A 16,730-nucleotide genomic window follows, 5' to 3' on the forward strand; every position below is an offset into this window, starting at 1 on the left:
CTCATGGACACGATAATGAAAAAAACAATAATAGCCCTCTCTGTCGGGTTAATTCTGGCCGCGCCTGTTGTCGGGGCGCAAACAAAAAATTCCACTCTGGAACAGCGGTTGCAGCAGATGGAACAGCGCTTGCAGGTGGCCGAAACCCGGGCGCAGAATGCCGAAAGCGAGATCCAGCAGTTAAAGCAGACGCAACACACGGTGCCCGCCACGCAAGCCATGCCAGCGGTGGCGGTGGTCAGCGCCACGCCTGCTGCAGAGACAAAAAATAATCTCGCCGCCCCGACGCTGAAACTGAGCGGATTCGGCGACCTGAAGCTGTACGGCGATGTCGAATTTAACCTTGATGCGGAAAGTCGCAAAGGGGCGTTAATTGGCGATCGCGATAGTGACAATGAGAAATGGGATATTAATGGCCGTATTCTGCTCGGCTTCGATGGCTATCGCACGCTAAATAATGGGCATTTTGCCGGCTTTACCGCCCAACCCCTGGCGGATATGAACGGCGGGATGAAATTAGATGATGCCGCGTTATTTTTTGGTCGGGAGAGCGACTGGAAAATTAAAGTTGGCCGTTTCGAAGCCTTCGACATGTTCCCGCTGAATCAGGACACCTTTATTCAACACTCCGGCGATACGGCCAACGATCTCTACGATGACGGCCACGGTTATATTTACATGATGAAAGAGGCGCGCGGCCGCTCAGATTCCGGCGGCAATTTCCTGGTAAGCAAGCAGCTCGACAACTGGTATTTCGAAATGAACACGCTGGTGGAAAATGGCAGTTCGCTGTTCGTTGATGGCAATTACCATGGCCGGCAGCTGACTAACGATAAAAACGTCGTTTACCTGCGACCGGTGATCTCCTGGACGCAGGATGCCTTGAGTCTGTCGGCGGCCATGGAATCGAACGTGGTGAATAACGCCTACGGCTATTATGATCCGCAGGGCAACTGGGTAGATCAGTCTCAACGCACCGGCTACGGCGCGGTGATGACGTGGAATGGGCTGAAGAAGGATCCGGATAACGGCGTGGTCCTGAACCTGAACACCGCCTGGCTGGATGCCGAGCAGGAGAAAGATTTTTCAGCCGGAATCAATGCCCTGTGGCACCGCGTTGAACTGGGCTATATCTATGCCCATAACAAGATCGAACAGTTCGACCAAAGTGCGCTGGCCGGGTGCGACGACGGCTGCTGGATCACCGACACCGGCACCTACGACATTCACACCGTGCATGCCTCTTACCAAATCCCCAATATCATGGATATGAAGAACTTTAATATCTATCTGGGCAGTTACTGGTCGTGGCTGAAAGAGAAGGGCGGGGAAGATTCTCAGGACCGCTACGGTGCCCGTGTACGGTTTAAATATTTCTTCTGATGTGATGAGGGCGCCTGATTGCGCCCTTTGGTTTTTCTATTTATGTTTGAAAAGTAGATAACAACCGAGCGTTAAGAGAGATGCAACGAGAAGCGCTGCACCCGAGAAAACGAACAAAACAAAATCCATGACCTGTTCATCACCATAGAATTCGAAATGCTCAGCCATTGCGTACTGTGTTTCAGGCGGGATGTAGGCATATAACAGCGTCAGAGCCAAAAATGCCATTAAAGCCCAGGTGATTATAAGCATTAATGGTTTCATTAATAAACCTGCACTACACCATGAGCGATTTTATAATTACCCAATTGTATTCCTCCTGTGCGCAGTAATGCGGCAGACAAAACCTTAAAGTTACTTTGGCTGTACAAAGTAATACACCCTTTACTTAACCCAGATGGACCGATGGGATGGAGCCTGAACTCACCACGCCTCACGCCCTGAAAAAATGTTTCATCGTTTATTATCTCGTCATCACGATATAACGCGAACCACTCATTGCGGTTTGATCCCGTAAAAAAAGCGTTCACGCTATCCTTAGTTTGTGTGAATGTTCCCCCACGCTCTCTCAGCAGAATGTAGTAACGCCCTGGAGGTAACGGGCCCACGTCGGGGATATGCGCGCTATCCGGATTATTCGTTGCGCTACCATTTCCGGAGAATGCGGGGAAAAACCCCACTCCCGGGCAGGCAAGCGTTCCGTATTTTCCGCCGTTCAGATGAAAATAGCACTGCAGCAAGTTCATCAGCGATCATTCCATGAGTCAGCGAAAATAATATTACCATCGCAGTGCTTCCATGTGATTTTTTCGTATCGTAACGAGATATTTTCGATGTGATTGTGCTTTTCCATCGCCGGGTTTTTGACATCATGCATAATCGGGCAAATTGACACCACTTTGACGTTTTCGAGCAACATGTTGAAGTATTCCACTTCCTGACCGCCATCGTTGATGTTGTACCATTTAAACTCAGCGCTTTTTAAGGTTTGTCCTTTTGCTACAGCCTTATAAAGGTAAGGGCTGGAGCAATCGAACTCCTTTTCAAAAACAAGTGCACTGTGCACGCGCGTACCGGTTATTTTTCCAGTGTTGTTGTCGGTAGGTAGATATAAACCGTGGCCGAATCCCAAAACCTCAATACTTCCTTCACGGTCTTGTACATCAACAGCACCTTTGATGTTTGAGTCGCCGTCGTCTTTGAGCCAGAGATATGCTGGTATAGCCATGTGAAACTCCTTGTTAATTTAGAAGGATGTGACAGGGACATCAGTAAAGCGATTAAATAAAAAATCGCCAAGGCAATATGTGCCATGCAAATTATCTATATTTCGATATTTGATATCTCTTTGGTAAATTATTAGTCATGGTTTTTTTCAGAGAAAGTAAACGACATCCCAAAAATTAAATGTTGAGATGTTTGTTTATAACTGGTTTTTTAAGGAAAAGAACGTAAAAAGAGGGCACTGCTGCGCCCTCTGTAACATGGCTATGGGTACTCGCTACTGACTCTCTTCCGCTTCACTTTCCGCTTCGCTATCGCCACCAAAGCTGAGCAGATCGGAGACTTTCATATTGCCAATGTCTTCCGCTTTCTGTTTAACGCTGTCGATCTGTTTATTGGTCTCTTCCGACAGGCTCGAGGTGAGCGTCTCCTGGGTTTTGGTCAGCGCGCCCTCTTTGGCTTTTTGGACTTCGCTGTTGAAGCTATTTTTTAACGACTCGGCCGCCTGGGTGGTTTCTTCAACTTTGGCTTTCGCGTCCTGTGACAGCTCCATATCACAGCCAGCGAGCAGAAGGCTTCCCGCCAGGAGGAGTGCCGGGGTCGGTCTTATCATAATATTGCAGGCCTTATGGGGTGATGATATTCACGGACATGATGACACACCGGTTTTATATCTGTTCGAGCGCGGAGGTAAGAAAAATTAAAGTTGGGTAAAGCCATTCAGCGGCTGACGTCCGGCATGGCCAACCCCTGATACCCTGACAAATATCTCGGTTTACATGACGCGGCAGAATACTATAGTATACCCCCCTACAGTATCCAGGAGGCCACCATGCCACATTCCCCTGAAGATAAAAAACGCGTCCTGACTCGCGTGCGGCGCATTCGCGGGCAGGTTGATGCCCTGGAGCGTGCGCTCGAATCCGGCGAACCCTGCCTTGCCATCCTGCAGCAAATTGCCGCCGTGCGCGGGGCCGCCAACGGCCTGATGGGCGAGATGGTTGAAATTCACCTCAAAGATGAGCTGGTAACCGGCGAGACCACGGCCGACCAGCGGGCCGTTAGAATGGCAGAAGTCGGCCATTTGCTGCGCTCTTATCTAAAATAAAAACCTGACATCACTAAAAGGAAAGCAAGATGAAATCACGTGCTGCTGTTGCATTTGGCCCAGGCCAGCCGCTGAAAATTGTTGAAATTGATGTAGCACCGCCAAAGAAAGGTGAAGTGCTGGTCAAAATCACCCATACCGGCGTGTGCCATACCGATGCGTTCACGCTGTCGGGTGACGATCCGGAAGGTATCTTCCCGGCAGTGCTCGGACACGAAGGCGGCGGCGTGGTAGTGGAAGTCGGAGAGGGCGTCACCAGCCTGCAGCCAGGCGATCACGTCATCCCGCTGTACACCGCCGAATGCGGCGAGTGTAAGTTCTGTAAATCCGGCAAAACCAACCTCTGCCAGGCGGTACGCGCCACCCAGGGTAAAGGCCTGATGCCGGACGGCACCACCCGTTTCTCCTATAACGGCGAGCCGATCTATCACTATATGGGCACCAGTACCTTCAGCGAATACACCGTCTGCGCAGAAATCTCGCTGGCAAAAGTGAACCCGCAGGCGCCGCTGGAAAAAGTCTGCCTGCTGGGCTGTGGTGTCACCACCGGGATCGGTGCCGTACATAACACCGCGAAAGTGAAAGAGGGCGATACCGTGGCGGTGTTCGGTCTCGGCGGGATCGGTCTGGCGGTGATCCAGGGTGCGGTGCAGGCCAAAGCCGGACGTATTCTGGCGGTGGACACCAACCCGGAGAAATTCAAACTGGCGGGTGAACTGGGCGCGACCGATTTCGTCAACCCGAACGACTACGACAAACCTGTGCAGGACGTGATCGTTGAGCTCACTGACGGCGGTGTCGACTTCAGCTTTGAATGTATCGGCAACGTCAACGTGATGCGCGCGGCGCTGGAGTGCTGCCACAAGGGCTGGGGTGAGAGCATCATCATCGGCGTGGCGGGCGCAGGTCAGGAGATCAAAACCCGTCCGTTCCAGCTGGTAACCGGTCGTGTCTGGCGCGGTTCCGCGTTTGGCGGCGTCAAAGGCCGTACCCAGCTGCCAGGAATGGTGGAAGATGCGATGGCGGGTAAAATCCAGCTCGACCCGTTCATTACCCACCGTCTGCCGCTGGAGCAAATCAATGAAGCGTTCGACCTGATGCACGCCGGGAAGTCTATCCGCACCGTTATTCATTTCGGCGATAACTGATTATTCTGTCAGCAATTTCTGTTAAAAATCCTCCCCGCTGCCGTTCGCCGGTAGCGGGGAGGACATTTCTTTAATAATCATTTCTAAAGTGTGAACTGGGTTCTATTTTAGCCATAATCAAATCCCCTGTAGTGCCGATGACTATTTTACAGGCGTGCTTCTGCGCATCTACCTATAAGAGAGTCAACGGTATGGAAAAAAAATCAACGGTGCGGGCGCAGCAAAAACTGGGCTTCCTGCACCAAATTCGGTTGCTTCCCCTTATCTCCTCCATTCTTGGCGGCATTATTTTGCTGTTCGCGCTCAGTGCCGGGTTGGCGGGCTATTTCCTGCTGCAGGCCGACCGGGATCTGCAGGACGTCACCGCCGAAATCCAGGTGCGCACCGGGCTGTCAAACAGCTCAAACCACCTGCGTACCTCGCGTATTAATATGATCCACGCGGGCGCCGCCAGCCGTATTGCGGAAATGGACGCGATGAAGCAAAACATCGCGGAAGCGGAAAAACGGATTAAGCAGTCTCAGGATAGCTTTGCCCTGTATATGAACCGTAGCGTGCGTACCCCGGCGGATGAAGCGCTGGATGGCGATCTGAAAACACGTTTCCAGGCGTATATCGACGGCATGCAGCCGATGCTGAAATATGCCAAAAACGGCATGTTTGAAGCCATCATCAACCACGAAAATGAAGAGGCGCGTCCGCTGGATGATGCCTATAACGAGGTGCTGCTGAAGGCGATTAAAATCCGTACCGATCGCGCTAATCTGTTGACCGAACAGGCGCATACCCGCACTCAGCTGGGGCTGATGTTTATGGTGGGCGCCTTTGGTCTGGCCCTGGTGCTGACGGTGATCACCTTTATGGTGCTGCGTCGCACGGTGATTAATCCGCTGCAGCGCGCCGCGCGCCGTATTGAGCATATCGCGAAAGGGGATCTGACCCTCGCCGACGATCTGACCGGGCGCAGCGAAATTGGCCGCCTGACGCACGACCTGCAAACCATGCAGCACTCGCTGGTGAAGACGGTAGGCACGGTTCGCCAGGGCGCGGAAGAGATCTATCGCGGGACCAGCGAAATCTCGGCAGGCAATACCGACCTTTCGTCCCGTACTGAACAGCAGGCGGCGGCGATTGAGGAGACCGCCGCCAGCATGGAACAGTTAACGGCGACGGTAAAACAAAACGCCGACAACGCACACCATGCCAGCAAGCTGGCGGAAGATGCGTCCGGGAAAGCCAGCCGTGGCGGCCAGATGGTCTCCGGGGTGGTGAAAACCATGAGCAATATCTCCAGCAGCTCGAAGAAAATTTCTGAAATCACCGCGGTGATCAACAGCATTGCCTTCCAGACCAATATCCTGGCGCTGAACGCCGCCGTTGAAGCCGCCCGTGCCGGTGAGCAGGGCCGTGGTTTTGCCGTGGTCGCCAGCGAAGTGCGCACTCTGGCAAGCCGCAGCGCCAACGCCGCGAAAGAGATTGAAGGCCTGATCAGCGAGTCGGTCTCTTTGATTGACCAGGGCTCCGGCGAAGTAGTGGCTGCCGGTAACACCATGGGTGAGATTGTTGATGCGGTGAAACGCGTCACCGATATCATGCTGGAAATCGCCGCCGCCTCCGACGAGCAGAGCCGTGGCATTGTGCAGGTCAGTCAGGCCATCTCCGAGATGGATAAAGTGACTCAGCAGAACGCCTCGCTGGTGGAAGAAGCTTCCGCCGCGGCCGCCTCGCTGGAAGATCAGGCCGCGCGTCTGACCGAAGCGGTGGGGACGTTCCGTCTGCACGGCATCACCCAGGCCCGCAGCAGCAGTAGCAATAACATCACCCCAGCCGTACCGGCTTCACCGCTGCGCCCGGCGGTGGTTGATGGGGATAACTGGGAAACCTTCTAAGGCATAAAGTCTCGTGCAGTGCCACCTGGCGTAAAACCTTCAGGGTTCATGTTCCGACATGAACCCTTTTTTTATTCCCCGCTATGATCGTTAAAAGGCGAACGAGGAGCAAAGCGATGCAATCAACCAAACGCGTGATGCAGATAATCTGCGCGGCAGGACTACTGGCCGGGTGTGCTTCCGGCGGTAGCGTGGGGATCGGAGGGGTAGGCATCGGCGGCGGGGGCGGCAGCGGCGGGGTGGGGGTCGGTTTATCCTTCCCGGTGGGCGGCAGCATGTCGAGTGCAGAAAGCGCCGGTCAGACCGACTGTGACGGCGATATTTACCGGGTGCAGCCTCGCTACCCTGAGCAGGCCGCGGCGCAGAAATATTCTGGCAGAGTGACGGTCTCGTTTAACGTCAAGCTGAACGGGCGGGCAGCGGATTACGAAGCGGCGGGGGATAAACCTTTCTTTGAAGAGACGAAACGGGCCGTTATGCGCAGCTGCTGGCCAGCGGGCGTCGGGCAGAGTTGGGTCATCAATTACCAGAGCGGTAAGACGGCGACCTGGGTTCAGAACGCCTTATCGGGCACGCCATAAAGAGGGGGCTGACGCTCAGTGGAATGAGAGAAGAGAAACCTGGCTGCCATATCCGGCTGCGTTTTCAGTTGCTGGATACCCAGGACGATTACCTCATCGGCTTTTCTGGCCGCCAGCCGGTTTTAGGTTGAGAGAAAGTCCGGCAGGCGCTGTAAATCCCGCTGTGACAGTGCGGAGACGATTACCTGGGGCATGGAGCATCCTGCTCATTCTCGGTTCCACAGGTATCTATCCAGGCTTCCATTTCTTCCGCTCTTAGGTGCGGACCTGTTCCCTGATAGTGATGCCATGTAGCCTGCCCATCCCGGAGCTACTGGTTTCACCCTTACGTGCCCGTGTGCTACGGTACCCGACCTGAGCCCTTATCCCGGCACGCTTCATTAGCCGCCAGACAGGGTTAACTCCGCACTGTTATCTGGTATCCCGCAGATCGAGGCGGATCTTGCGATAGCGATAAACATAACCTGACTCCAGCCAGAACTGCTTTAACTGCCCCGTCAGCTTCAGGTCAGCATGATGCCGCCGTGACTCCGGCTGCTGAAGCCAGGCATAAAAACTACTCGGATGAACATCCAACACCCGACAGAGCAAACGGACAGGCCAGCAACTGTTGTTGTCACGGATAAAGGCGTACCTCAGTCGGACAGCTTTGCGAAGTACGCCGCGTAATATGTCCCGTTCGTCTGTAACCCGTTTCAGCTCCTTCTGGAGCCATCGGATCTCTGCCTGAGCGTCTGACTGGACTTTATTGGTGGCGGAATCCGGGCCATATGCCTTTATCCAGGCATAAAGACTGTGGGTGGTAATACCGAGATGTGTTAACACGCTGGCAACAGAATGGCCGCGATCAACAACCTACTTTACCGCTTCAATTTTAAACTCTTTGGGATAACGCTTACCGCTCATGGGCACCTCTTTTTACGTCATCTTAAATGACTCTGAGATGTCTGTTAAACCCGTGGCGATTCAGTCTGAAAGCTGAGTGACTGTTTCATATGAAGAAATCAACCATTTGAGTCAAGTTAATGCCACCATCCGCTTGAGCTTTTTATCATTTTATATCTTTTTTAATCTTGGGATTTATGTGTGAATCTCAAGACAATAACCATCTTTTTATGGTGGTCATGTGCCTGTCAGTTATCGCCATAATTTTGGTTAAGTCATGACCTGTGTATGATAGGCCGATATTTAACCGCTCAAAGTGAAAGGAATTACACGCATGGTTTTTTTTGGTGACAACACGACAGTGACCTGTCTGAGCCACAAAATGAAGTACAAAGAGGTCGCCTGCGGTAAGCAGCGGATGCACTGGCTGGAGCTGCAGTTTGTGGATGAGAACAACCACCCCGTTTCCGGCGTGAAGGTACAGCTGGAATACCATCAGCTGGCAACGGAGGCGGAGCTGGCGCTGTGGGCCAGGGGCGGGCAAACCCGGTTTGATCCCACGCCACCGCCTAATCCGCCCGCTGGCGTCACCGACAGTCAGGGACTGGTGCGGTTCGATGACCTGTACTGGATAGGGGTAGACGTGAAAACACACGGCCAGCAACTGGCTGATGAGATGGAACAGCGTCCGCTGGGTATCCGGCGTAACCCGAACAGCCAGCCGGTGAGTAATAATATTTTCCGGCCGGAAACCCGTGATATCACATGGCGCTCAGACGTGCAGGAGAAAGCTGAAGCCGCCGGTTACCGTCATCACTATGTGACCATCGGGGAGTTGTGCGACCGGCTACCGGATATGCCGGGCTGGACCGAGCCTGCCCCCCCGGTGTTTCATTTTCCCACCGGGACGAGGCTGAAAGGGACGGAAATCGCGCGGGAGGCGCTGGAACAGCGCCATGTGATAGAAATCTGCCCGTTCCGGGCATGGGGGCTGTCGCTACACGATACAAAAGAGTATGACCTCGCCAATGGGCTGAACCTCGGCATCATGGCCGATCTTGTGTATGCCGCAGAGGCGAGTAACCCGACCATCGATTATTTTTTCCGGCGGCAGTGCCAGGATCTGTCATGCCTCCCGCAGCTTGCGGAATATCCTAATTATTTTCACACACTGGCGGTGGATGTACCGTTCCGCGATCACTACCTGCCACCGGTGTACATGAACACCGGAGAGGGTGACACGGGAGAAGGTGATACCCGCCTGTTTACGGTGGAATGTGCCTCGCACGTGCTGATCGCCTGGTGCGGTACAGACAGTCTGCTGAACATTCTGACCGATTTGTCCTTCGCCCCGAAGCGGTGTCTGCCGGAGCTGGCCGGAGCGGGAAATGTTCACGGCGGTTTTCTGGAAGCCTATCAGCTGGCAAAGAGGAAGTTTGGGGATAAGTTGGATGGAGTTAATAAATCTCTGGAAGAAAGTGGCGGTGCGAAAAAACTATTTGTCTGCGGCCATAGTCTGGGCGGGGCGCTGGCACTGCTGTATTCCGCCGAAATGAAATCCTTTAACCCCGTGCTATACACCTACGGGATGCCCCGGACCTTCACCCGTTCGGCGATAGCCTCTCTGGGGGATATCAAACATTACCGGCACGTTAACGACAATGACACTATCACGCAGATCCCGCCGGATGCCGATCTCGATATTGAATTTTACAGAACGTGGGGGCCTCTGGGCGACAAGCTGGGATTTGACTGGTCACTGACCTCGGCTGCCGGACTCAGCGTTGCCGTGCGGGACCTGACGTACCAGTCAACAGGGCTTGCAGAGAAAAAAGAGCCGTACTGGCATCACGGCAGCACGGTGATATTTTTCCGGGCGCAGCAGTGCGTGATGCGGGCCGCCAGTCCGTACCAGAGTAGCCTGGTCGACGGGCAAGCCTACTCCCGGCATTTTGTGGCCACCAAGTTGTATGCGGTGCCGTCCCTGAATGAGGAGTGCCTGAAATCCACCGGTGAACATCAGGCCTCGTTTATCCAGTGCCTGAACCCGGCCAGCCTGGCAAAGACCTTCCCGCAGAATACTAATCCGGCGCTGAACGGCATCGGAACCGATCCCCGTAGCCACTCTATGGCGCACCGCTACCTGCCCTATATTCACAATCAGGTGCTGGAACTGGCCGATCCGGCCCGCGATATGAACCGGAAAGAGATGCGGGTCATGTTCCGGAAAGAGGTTGAGAAAGGGGCAATCTACAGCAACCCGTATGAGGTTGAACGTAACCGTGAGTTTCTTGCGCTGCAAGACATGCTGCCGGTGGCGCTGAGGCGGACACAGGCGGAAGAAACAGGAAAAAATGCTCTGCTGCGTTTTGCGGCGGTAACGGAGGAAGAAGTTGAACTCTCTCAGTAAAACCGCCTTTATTGCATGCGCTGTGACGCTGCTCTTCGGGTGTGATAACCGTCCTGATAAAACAATTTCTCCTCCGGAGGGTGCAAAGTGGGTGGACGTGACTTTCTGGGTCCCTGAAGGGATCTCGCTGCAGCCCGCTGAGCTGGTATATCGTTCGGCGCAGTGTAAGTCTGTCCGCTATAACTCAAGTAATGAACCGCATGATATACCGGGCTATAACGATGTTGAGCGGCCATTCGGTGTGCCTGATGGCAATAATGTCCGGCGTCTGCAAGTTGCAGTGGATGGCGGCGGTCCATGCCAGTGGCAGTTGAACTCGCTGATGGTGAGCTTCAGGATTGCGGATGATGTTCCACTTGTGAAGGGGAAAGAGGTTATCGATACCAGCTATATCTTTGATTTCGGTGACTATGGTCTCAGTGACGGCTATGGGACTGGGCGGGCTAGAGTATTCAGCGGGGAGAGACTGGAACTTAAGACAAACTTTTTCCCTATCACATATATAAGTCATATGCTTAACAAGACTACGCTGAAACTTTTTGGTGGGGAAACGGATTCAGAAAAGTGGAGTCGACGTTATCAACTCATAAATACGGAATTTATTACAATAGCCCCGATGTTTCATGCCCAAAAAAGCGTGTCAATTGAGGCTGATAAAAAACGAGGTTTCGGGATGGTTATAACCTATCCGGGAGGAGATGAAGAGCATGTTCGGAAGGTTAATCCCGATTATCAAAGATTATTATTGTTGAAATAAATAATCAGCTGAAAGGATCTTCTTGAGATCCTTTTTGGCGCGAAGTCTTTTGTAATCGCATAACCAAAATCTCTTAACGTGAGTTTTCGTTCCACTTAGCATCAGACCCCATAGACAAAAAACCGGCCACACAAGGTGGCCGGCTGGGTCATTACTGCTTATCAGGCAGTGCGTACGCAATAATGTAATCACCGCGATCCGGCGACTGACGTGCGCCCCCGGCGTTGATGATGATGTACTGCTTCCCGGTTTTCGGTGACACGTAGGTCATCGGGCCAGACTGGCTGCCTACCGGCAGGCGTTCTTTCCAGATCTCTTTCCCGTTGGCGGTATCAAACGCGCGCAGGTAGAAGTCCTGGGTTCCGGCAAAGAACAGCAGGCCGGACTGGGTCGAGAGCGACGCGCCGAGGGTCGGCATACCAATTGGGATTGGCATGTGCATGCGAATTCCCAGCGGGCCCGTATCTTCAACCGTACCCACCGGTACCTGCCACACCAGCTTGCCGGACTTCAGATCCACGGCTGACATGGTGCCGAACGGCGGTTTCTGGCACGGAATGCCCAGCGGCGACAGGAAGCGCTCGCGCATTGCACCAAACGGCGTACCGTCCATCGGCACAATCCCCATCTCGATCCCGCTGGCGTTTTTCGCCACGTTGGCGCGCGGCACCATGTAGTTCGCCAGACCCAGACGCATGTCGTTGACGAACATCAGGCTATTGTTCGGATCAACCGAGACGCTGCCCCAGTTCATGCCGCCCAGCGATCCCGGGAACTGCAGGGAGCGGTCCAGGCCCGGCGGGGTGTAGACGCCCTGATGGCGCATCTCTTTAAACTGGATACGGCACAGCAGCAGGTCGACCGGGGTTGCGCCCCACATGTCGGCTTCGGTCAGGGTCTGGTTGCCGATCATCGGCATCCCCACCGAGTACGGCTGGGTCGGGGAGTAACGTTCGCCCTCTACGTTTCCGGCCGGCACCGGACGCTCTTCCACTTTCGCGACCGGCTCACCGGTTTCGCGGTTAAGCATAAAGATCATGCCCTGCTTGCTGGTCTGCACCAGCACCGGAGTGGTATTGCCTTTGCCGTCCGGCAGATCGTACAGCAGCGGCTGGGAAGGCAGGTCAAAGTCCCACAGATCGTGATGGGTGGTCTGGAAATGCCAGCGCACCTGGCCGGTAGTCGCATCCACCGCCACAATTGAGGAGCTGTATTTATCATCCAGCGCGGTACGTTCCCCGGCATAGAAGTCCGGCGTTGCGTTACCGGTCGGGAGGTAGATCAGGTTCAGCTTCGCATCGTAAGACATGGCTGACCAGACGTTTGGCGTCCCGCGGGTGTAGGTCTGGCCTTCCGGCGGCAGGCCGGTGATGTTCGGGTTACCTGGGTCCCAGGCCCACGCCAGTTTGCCGGTGTGCACGTCATAGGCGCGCACCACGCCCGGCGGTTCGCCGGTGGAGAAGTTGTCCGCCACGCGTCCGCCGACGACCACCACATTGCCCGCCACCAGCGGGGTCGAGGTCTGCTGATAGTAGCCAGGTTTGATCTCACCCATGCCCACGCCAAGATCGACCGAACCCTTGTCGCCAAAGTCTTCGCACAGCTTGCCGGTATCGGCATTGATGGCAATCAGACGGGCATCGGTGGTAGGCAGGAACAGGCGACGCGAACAGGCCGCAGGCTGAGTATCGCCCTGTGACGTTGTCACGCTGGGGGTGTCTTCAAAATAGCCCAGACCACGGCAGCGCTGCCAGTTTGGCGCGGTGGCCTTCGAGTCGTAGCGCCATTTCTCTTTCCCGGTATCGACGTCAAGCGCCAGCACCTTGCTGTACGGGGTACAGACGAACAGGGTGTCGCCAATCTGCAGCGGGGTGTTCTGATCTTCCGCGCCGGAGCCGTTGCTCTGCGGGATGTCACCCGTGTGCGCCGTCCAGGCCACTTTCAGTTGGTTAACGTTCTGCTTGTTAATCTGGTCCAGCGCGGCAAAACGGTCGCCGTGGGTGGTGTTCCCCCAGTGTGCCCAGTCCTTCTGCTGCTCGCCTGCTGCGACCGGTTTAACCGGCACCGGCTCGCTGGCGCTGACCAGGGTTTGCGGTTTGAACATCCAGCCCATGCTTACCAGCATCACCACTGCCAGCACGGCGGCCAGCGCAAACGCCGGGGTCTTGTTAACCGGCTCGCTGCGGTTAACCGCGCGCAGGAACGGCCAGACCACTGCCGCAAGGAACGCCAGCACCGCAAAGGTGAACAGGCGCGAGAACAGGGGCCAGAAATCCCAGCCCGCGTCGCTCACCGCCCAGAACAGCGAGGCGATAAACGCCACGGCGTACAGCACAATCCCGCTGAGGCGGTTGCGCGCAATCAGGAACGCGGCAATCAGCATCACCACGCCCATGATCAGGAAGTACCAACTTCCCCCGACAGTAGCGAGCTTAAAGCCCAGCCCCCCGACGGCCAGACCGATGATGACCATCAGCCCGACCAGCAGCCACTGCAGGATCCGGGGGAACCCACGTAGCGAATTACCTAAAGCCATTTCTGTCTCCTGAAACACCCTTTTCGTGGCGGCATCCGAACCAAATGGATAACAATCGAAAAGGGTTATGATGAAATATGCGATGTAAGCCGCCATGAAGCGGCATGATAGTCACCGGGTTGTTATTCGAGTGAACCATTTGGTGAAATCGGCGGGTATGATAAATCTGTTAAATTGTTTGATGCAATTGTTAATGAATGATTTCGCATTATTTGAGTAAGGCAAATAAAAAGCCCGTCATCAAGACGGGCAGGAGGGAAGTGCGATCACACCGGCATAGATTTACGTATCGCGCTCAGCAGGGTCTGGGCGGCGGGTGAAAGGGAGGCCTCCACGCGCGTCAGCACCCCAATCGGTTCGCCGGGGCCTGGCGTAGTCACCGGCAGAGCCACCAGCGAGCCCTGACGCAGATCGTCTTTCACCGCCCCGGACGGGACAAACCAGACGTAGTCATAGTCGACCGTCAGCTGACGCGATAAAGATGCCGACAGGGTTTCAATGCAGCCTGCAGGCAGTTTACACCCCTGGGCCTGCAGCAGAGTCTCTGCGGTCTGACGCGGAACGGTGCCTTTTGGCGACACCACCACCGGCCAGTCCATTACCCGACTGAGGGTGACGGTGTCCTGAAGGATCGGGTGACGCGGACGAACCACCAGCTTCAGCGATTCCAGAAACAGCAGTTCGTAATTGAGACCGCTCATCAGCTCCGGGTCGGACATTCTGCCGATCCCCAGATCCAGTTCACCGGATTTCAGCCCCGCCAGCAGCATGGTGTTATTCATGGTGGCAACCTGCAGGGTAATGTTGCGCTGCTGCTTATGAAACTGGCCAATTACCGCGGGCAAAATGCCCAGCGCAGCAGTCGGCAGGGCACCGATGCGCACCACATCTGCAGGCTGATCGATGCGGCGCGTCAGGGACTGGCCCGCCGTATTCAGGGCATCCAGCACTTTGACGGCGTGGGTCAGAAATTGCTCGCCGACGAGAGTCAGCTGTGCGCCCAGCCGTCCACGATCGAACAGCCGCGTGCCGGTCAGTTGTTCCAGCTCGTTCAGGGTTTTGGAAAGCGCAGGCTGGCTGAGGTTAAGAGTTTCAGCCGCACGCCCCAGCGTTCCCTGTTGAGCGACGGCCACAAAAGTGTGCAGATGGCGCAGACGAATGCGCTGACTAAACAAACCATTTTTTTCCATAGGCGATGTTAAGAACAGAGAGGCCAGGGTGACAAGTTAAGTTGTTTAATTTTGCTAACCAGCTAGCAAAATATTATTAACATTTGATCTATTTGAGTAACAAGAATTTTTTTGGAAATAGCGGCATTTATTCGTGCTGGTGCCCTAACCGGCGAATACCCGATAAATCTGCAAATGAGAATCGCTCCATCCAGATCACAGTTTGTAAATTCTTCCCGCCGCCGTCGATGGCCTTCTCTACACTCCAGGTAATATTCACTGGAGGCATGACATCATGGCGAACACCATCACGGCTGATGATATTCGGGAACAATTTTCGCAGGCAATGTCGGCGATGTACCAGCAGGAAGTTCCGCAGTACGGCACCTTACTGGAGCTGGTGGCGGACGTGAATCTGGCGGTGCTGGAGAATAACCCGAAGCTGCATGAACAACTGGCCAACGCGGACGAACTGGCCCGCCTTAACGTCGAACGCCACGGCGCTATTCGCGTCGGTAGTGCTCAGGAACTGAATACGCTGCGCCGCATGTTTGCCATTATGGGCATGTATCCGGTCAGCTATTACGATCTCTCCCAGGCCGGGGTGCCGGTTCACTCCACCGCGTTTCGTCCGGTGGACGATGCCGCCCTGTCGCGCAATCCGTTTCGCATCTTTACCTCGCTGCTGCGCCTGGAGCTGATTGACAATGCTCCCCTGCGCGAGCAGGCGGCAGCAATCCTCGCCCAACGTAATATCTTCACCCCGGGCTGCCTGCGGCTTATCGCCCTGCACGAAACGGAAGGGGAATTTACTGACGCAGAGGCGCAGGAGTTTGTGACGGAGGCGCTGGAGACTTTCCGCTGGCATCGCCACGCCACGGTGGATCAGGCCACCTATCTGGCGCTACACAACGAGCACCGGCTGATTGCCGACGTGGTGTGCTTCCCCGGCTGTCATATTAATCACCTCACCCCGCGCACGCTGGATATCGACCGCGTGCAGGCCCTGATGCCGGAATACGGAATCGAGCCGAAAGCCCTGATCGAGGGACCACCGCGCCGGGAGACGCCGTTGCTGCTGCGCCAGACCAGCTTTAAGGCGCTGGAAGAACCGGTGTTCTTTGCCGGGGAGCATCAGGGTACCCACACCGCGCGCTTTGGTGAGATTGAACAGCGCGGCGTGGCCTTAACCCCGAAAGGACGCGACCTGTACGACCGCCTGCTGGCAGAGGCCGGAACCGGGAAGGACAACCTGCTGCATCAGATGCATTTGCAGGAAGTGTTTCAGGCGTTTCCGGACAGCGACATCTTCCTGCGTCGGCAGGCGCTGGCCTATTTCCGCTATCGTCTGACGCCCGCCGGGGAGTCACACCGTCAGGCGTTCAGCCCCGGTGACGATCCGCAGCCGCTGATTGAGCGCGGCTGGGTGGTTGCCCAGCCCATCACCTATGAGGACTTCCTGCCGGTGAGCGCGGCGGGGATTTTCCAGTCCAACCTCGGCAATCAAACCCAGGCCCGCACCCACGGCAACGCCAGTCGGGATGCCTTTGAAGCGGCCCTCGGCTGCCCGGTGCTGGATGAGTTTACGCTCTATCAGGAGGCCGAAGAACGCAGCAAACGGCGTTGCGGTTTGCTCTGAA

General features: G+C 55.2%; 14 protein-coding genes and 1 pseudogene. 8 read left to right on the top strand and 7 right to left on the bottom strand.

The annotated features are described in order from the left end of the window. Positions 1–15 precede the first annotated feature (15 nt). Entirely contained in the window at positions 16–1,383 is a 1,368-nt protein-coding gene (locus tag ACRDD5_RS03645) for a carbohydrate porin (RefSeq protein WP_438675964.1), read from the top strand. Positions 1,384–1,419: 36 nt separating this feature from the next. Here the strand turns inward: ACRDD5_RS03645 and ACRDD5_RS03650 are convergent, their stop codons facing one another. The 4 genes from ACRDD5_RS03650 to ACRDD5_RS03665 all read right to left on the bottom strand — a co-directional run bounded on the left by ACRDD5_RS03650 (position 1,420) and on the right by ACRDD5_RS03665 (position 3,160). Beyond that, a complete protein-coding gene (locus ACRDD5_RS03650; protein WP_438675965.1) occupies positions 1,420–1,647 on the bottom strand; it encodes a hypothetical protein in 228 nt (75 codons plus the stop codon). Beyond that, positions 1,647–2,129, bottom strand: coding sequence for a DUF2778 domain-containing protein (locus ACRDD5_RS03655; protein ID WP_438675966.1), 483 nt, complete (start codon positions 2,127–2,129; stop codon positions 1,647–1,649). The genes ACRDD5_RS03650 and ACRDD5_RS03655 overlap by 1 nt, the downstream gene beginning before the upstream one ends. Then, positions 2,129–2,611, bottom strand: coding sequence for an Hcp family type VI secretion system effector (locus ACRDD5_RS03660; RefSeq protein ID WP_438675967.1), 483 nt, complete (start codon positions 2,609–2,611; stop codon positions 2,129–2,131). The genes ACRDD5_RS03655 and ACRDD5_RS03660 overlap by 1 nt, the downstream gene beginning before the upstream one ends. A gap of 273 nt (positions 2,612–2,884) precedes the next feature. After that, positions 2,885–3,160: a hypothetical protein gene (locus ACRDD5_RS03665; protein WP_271281216.1), complete on the bottom strand. Its 276-nt coding sequence runs from the start codon at positions 3,158–3,160 to the stop codon at positions 2,885–2,887. Positions 3,161–3,439: 279 nt separating this feature from the next. On the opposite strand from ACRDD5_RS03665, the gene ACRDD5_RS03670 reads away from it, so the two are divergent. The 4 genes from ACRDD5_RS03670 to ACRDD5_RS03685 all read left to right on the top strand — a co-directional run bounded on the left by ACRDD5_RS03670 (position 3,440) and on the right by ACRDD5_RS03685 (position 7,333). After that, on the top strand, positions 3,440–3,715 hold the full coding sequence (locus ACRDD5_RS03670; RefSeq protein ID WP_032610935.1) for a metal/formaldehyde-sensitive transcriptional repressor: 276 nt from the start codon (positions 3,440–3,442) through the stop codon (positions 3,713–3,715). Positions 3,716–3,744: 29 nt separating this feature from the next. Further along, a complete protein-coding gene (locus tag ACRDD5_RS03675) occupies positions 3,745–4,863 on the top strand; it encodes an S-(hydroxymethyl)glutathione dehydrogenase/class III alcohol dehydrogenase (protein ID WP_271281215.1) in 1,119 nt (372 codons plus the stop codon). A 191-nt stretch (positions 4,864–5,054) separates the two neighbouring features. Beyond that, positions 5,055–6,752, top strand: coding sequence for a methyl-accepting chemotaxis protein (locus ACRDD5_RS03680; RefSeq protein WP_438675968.1), 1,698 nt, complete (start codon positions 5,055–5,057; stop codon positions 6,750–6,752). Positions 6,753–6,868: 116 nt separating this feature from the next. Beyond that, positions 6,869–7,333: an energy transducer TonB gene (locus ACRDD5_RS03685; RefSeq protein WP_438675969.1), complete on the top strand. Its 465-nt coding sequence runs from the start codon at positions 6,869–6,871 to the stop codon at positions 7,331–7,333. 318 nt (positions 7,334–7,651) lie between these two features. Here the strand turns inward: ACRDD5_RS03685 and ACRDD5_RS03690 are convergent. Beyond that, positions 7,652–8,239 (bottom strand): annotated as a pseudogene (locus tag ACRDD5_RS03690) (transposase); the annotation flags it as partial. Positions 8,240–8,552: 313 nt separating this feature from the next. On the opposite strand from ACRDD5_RS03690, the gene ACRDD5_RS03695 reads away from it, so the two are divergent. Then, positions 8,553–10,628, top strand: a complete 2,076-nt coding sequence (locus ACRDD5_RS03695; protein ID WP_438675970.1) for a lipase family protein — start codon at positions 8,553–8,555, stop codon at positions 10,626–10,628. Continuing rightward, the gene (locus tag ACRDD5_RS03700) at positions 10,612–11,385 is read left to right on the top strand and encodes a hypothetical protein (RefSeq protein WP_438675971.1); all 774 of its coding nucleotides are present in this window, start codon (positions 10,612–10,614) and stop codon (positions 11,383–11,385) included. Before ACRDD5_RS03695 ends, ACRDD5_RS03700 begins: the two co-directional genes overlap by 17 nt. 151 nt (positions 11,386–11,536) lie before the next feature. On the opposite strand, the gene ACRDD5_RS03705 is transcribed toward ACRDD5_RS03700, so the two are convergent. Both ACRDD5_RS03705 and ACRDD5_RS03710 read right to left on the bottom strand, forming a co-directional pair. Further along, a complete protein-coding gene (locus ACRDD5_RS03705; RefSeq protein WP_438675972.1) occupies positions 11,537–13,921 on the bottom strand; it encodes a glucose/quinate/shikimate family membrane-bound PQQ-dependent dehydrogenase in 2,385 nt (794 codons plus the stop codon). 266 nt (positions 13,922–14,187) lie between these two features. Continuing rightward, positions 14,188–15,111 (bottom strand): LysR substrate-binding domain-containing protein, encoded by a 924-nt coding sequence (locus tag ACRDD5_RS03710; protein ID WP_271281211.1) that lies wholly within the window; start codon positions 15,109–15,111, stop codon positions 14,188–14,190. Positions 15,112–15,385: 274 nt separating this feature from the next. Here ACRDD5_RS03710 and hglS point away from each other — a divergent pair, with 274 nt between their 5' ends. After that, positions 15,386–16,729 carry a 2-oxoadipate dioxygenase/decarboxylase HglS gene (hglS, locus tag ACRDD5_RS03715; protein ID WP_438675973.1) on the top strand — a complete coding sequence of 448 codons (1,344 nt, stop codon included), beginning with the start codon at positions 15,386–15,388 and terminating at the stop codon, positions 16,727–16,729. Position 16,730: the final 1 nt, after the last annotated feature.

The organism is Silvania sp. (assembly GCF_051656365.1).
Classification (GTDB): domain Bacteria; phylum Pseudomonadota; class Gammaproteobacteria; order Enterobacterales; family Enterobacteriaceae; genus Enterobacter; species Enterobacter hatchlandensis.

Coding starts and splice junctions, on each gene's coding strand:
- ACRDD5_RS03645 (WP_438675964.1), top strand. CDS start 16: ATGAAAAAAACAATAATAGCCCTCTCTGTCGGGTTAATTCTGGCCGCG.
- ACRDD5_RS03650 (WP_438675965.1), bottom strand. CDS start 1,647: ATGAAACCATTAATGCTTATAATCACCTGGGCTTTAATGGCATTTTTG.
- ACRDD5_RS03655 (WP_438675966.1), bottom strand. CDS start 2,129: ATGAACTTGCTGCAGTGCTATTTTCATCTGAACGGCGGAAAATACGGA.
- ACRDD5_RS03660 (WP_438675967.1), bottom strand. CDS start 2,611: ATGGCTATACCAGCATATCTCTGGCTCAAAGACGACGGCGACTCAAAC.
- ACRDD5_RS03665 (WP_271281216.1), bottom strand. CDS start 3,160: ATGGAGCTGTCACAGGACGCGAAAGCCAAAGTTGAAGAAACCACCCAG.
- ACRDD5_RS03670 (WP_032610935.1), top strand. CDS start 3,440: ATGCCACATTCCCCTGAAGATAAAAAACGCGTCCTGACTCGCGTGCGG.
- ACRDD5_RS03675 (WP_271281215.1), top strand. CDS start 3,745: ATGAAATCACGTGCTGCTGTTGCATTTGGCCCAGGCCAGCCGCTGAAA.
- ACRDD5_RS03680 (WP_438675968.1), top strand. CDS start 5,055: ATGGAAAAAAAATCAACGGTGCGGGCGCAGCAAAAACTGGGCTTCCTG.
- ACRDD5_RS03685 (WP_438675969.1), top strand. CDS start 6,869: ATGCAATCAACCAAACGCGTGATGCAGATAATCTGCGCGGCAGGACTA.
- ACRDD5_RS03695 (WP_438675970.1), top strand. CDS start 8,553: ATGGTTTTTTTTGGTGACAACACGACAGTGACCTGTCTGAGCCACAAA.
- ACRDD5_RS03705 (WP_438675972.1), bottom strand. CDS start 13,921: ATGGCTTTAGGTAATTCGCTACGTGGGTTCCCCCGGATCCTGCAGTGG.
- ACRDD5_RS03710 (WP_271281211.1), bottom strand. CDS start 15,111: ATGGAAAAAAATGGTTTGTTTAGTCAGCGCATTCGTCTGCGCCATCTG.
- hglS (WP_438675973.1), top strand. CDS start 15,386: ATGGCGAACACCATCACGGCTGATGATATTCGGGAACAATTTTCGCAG.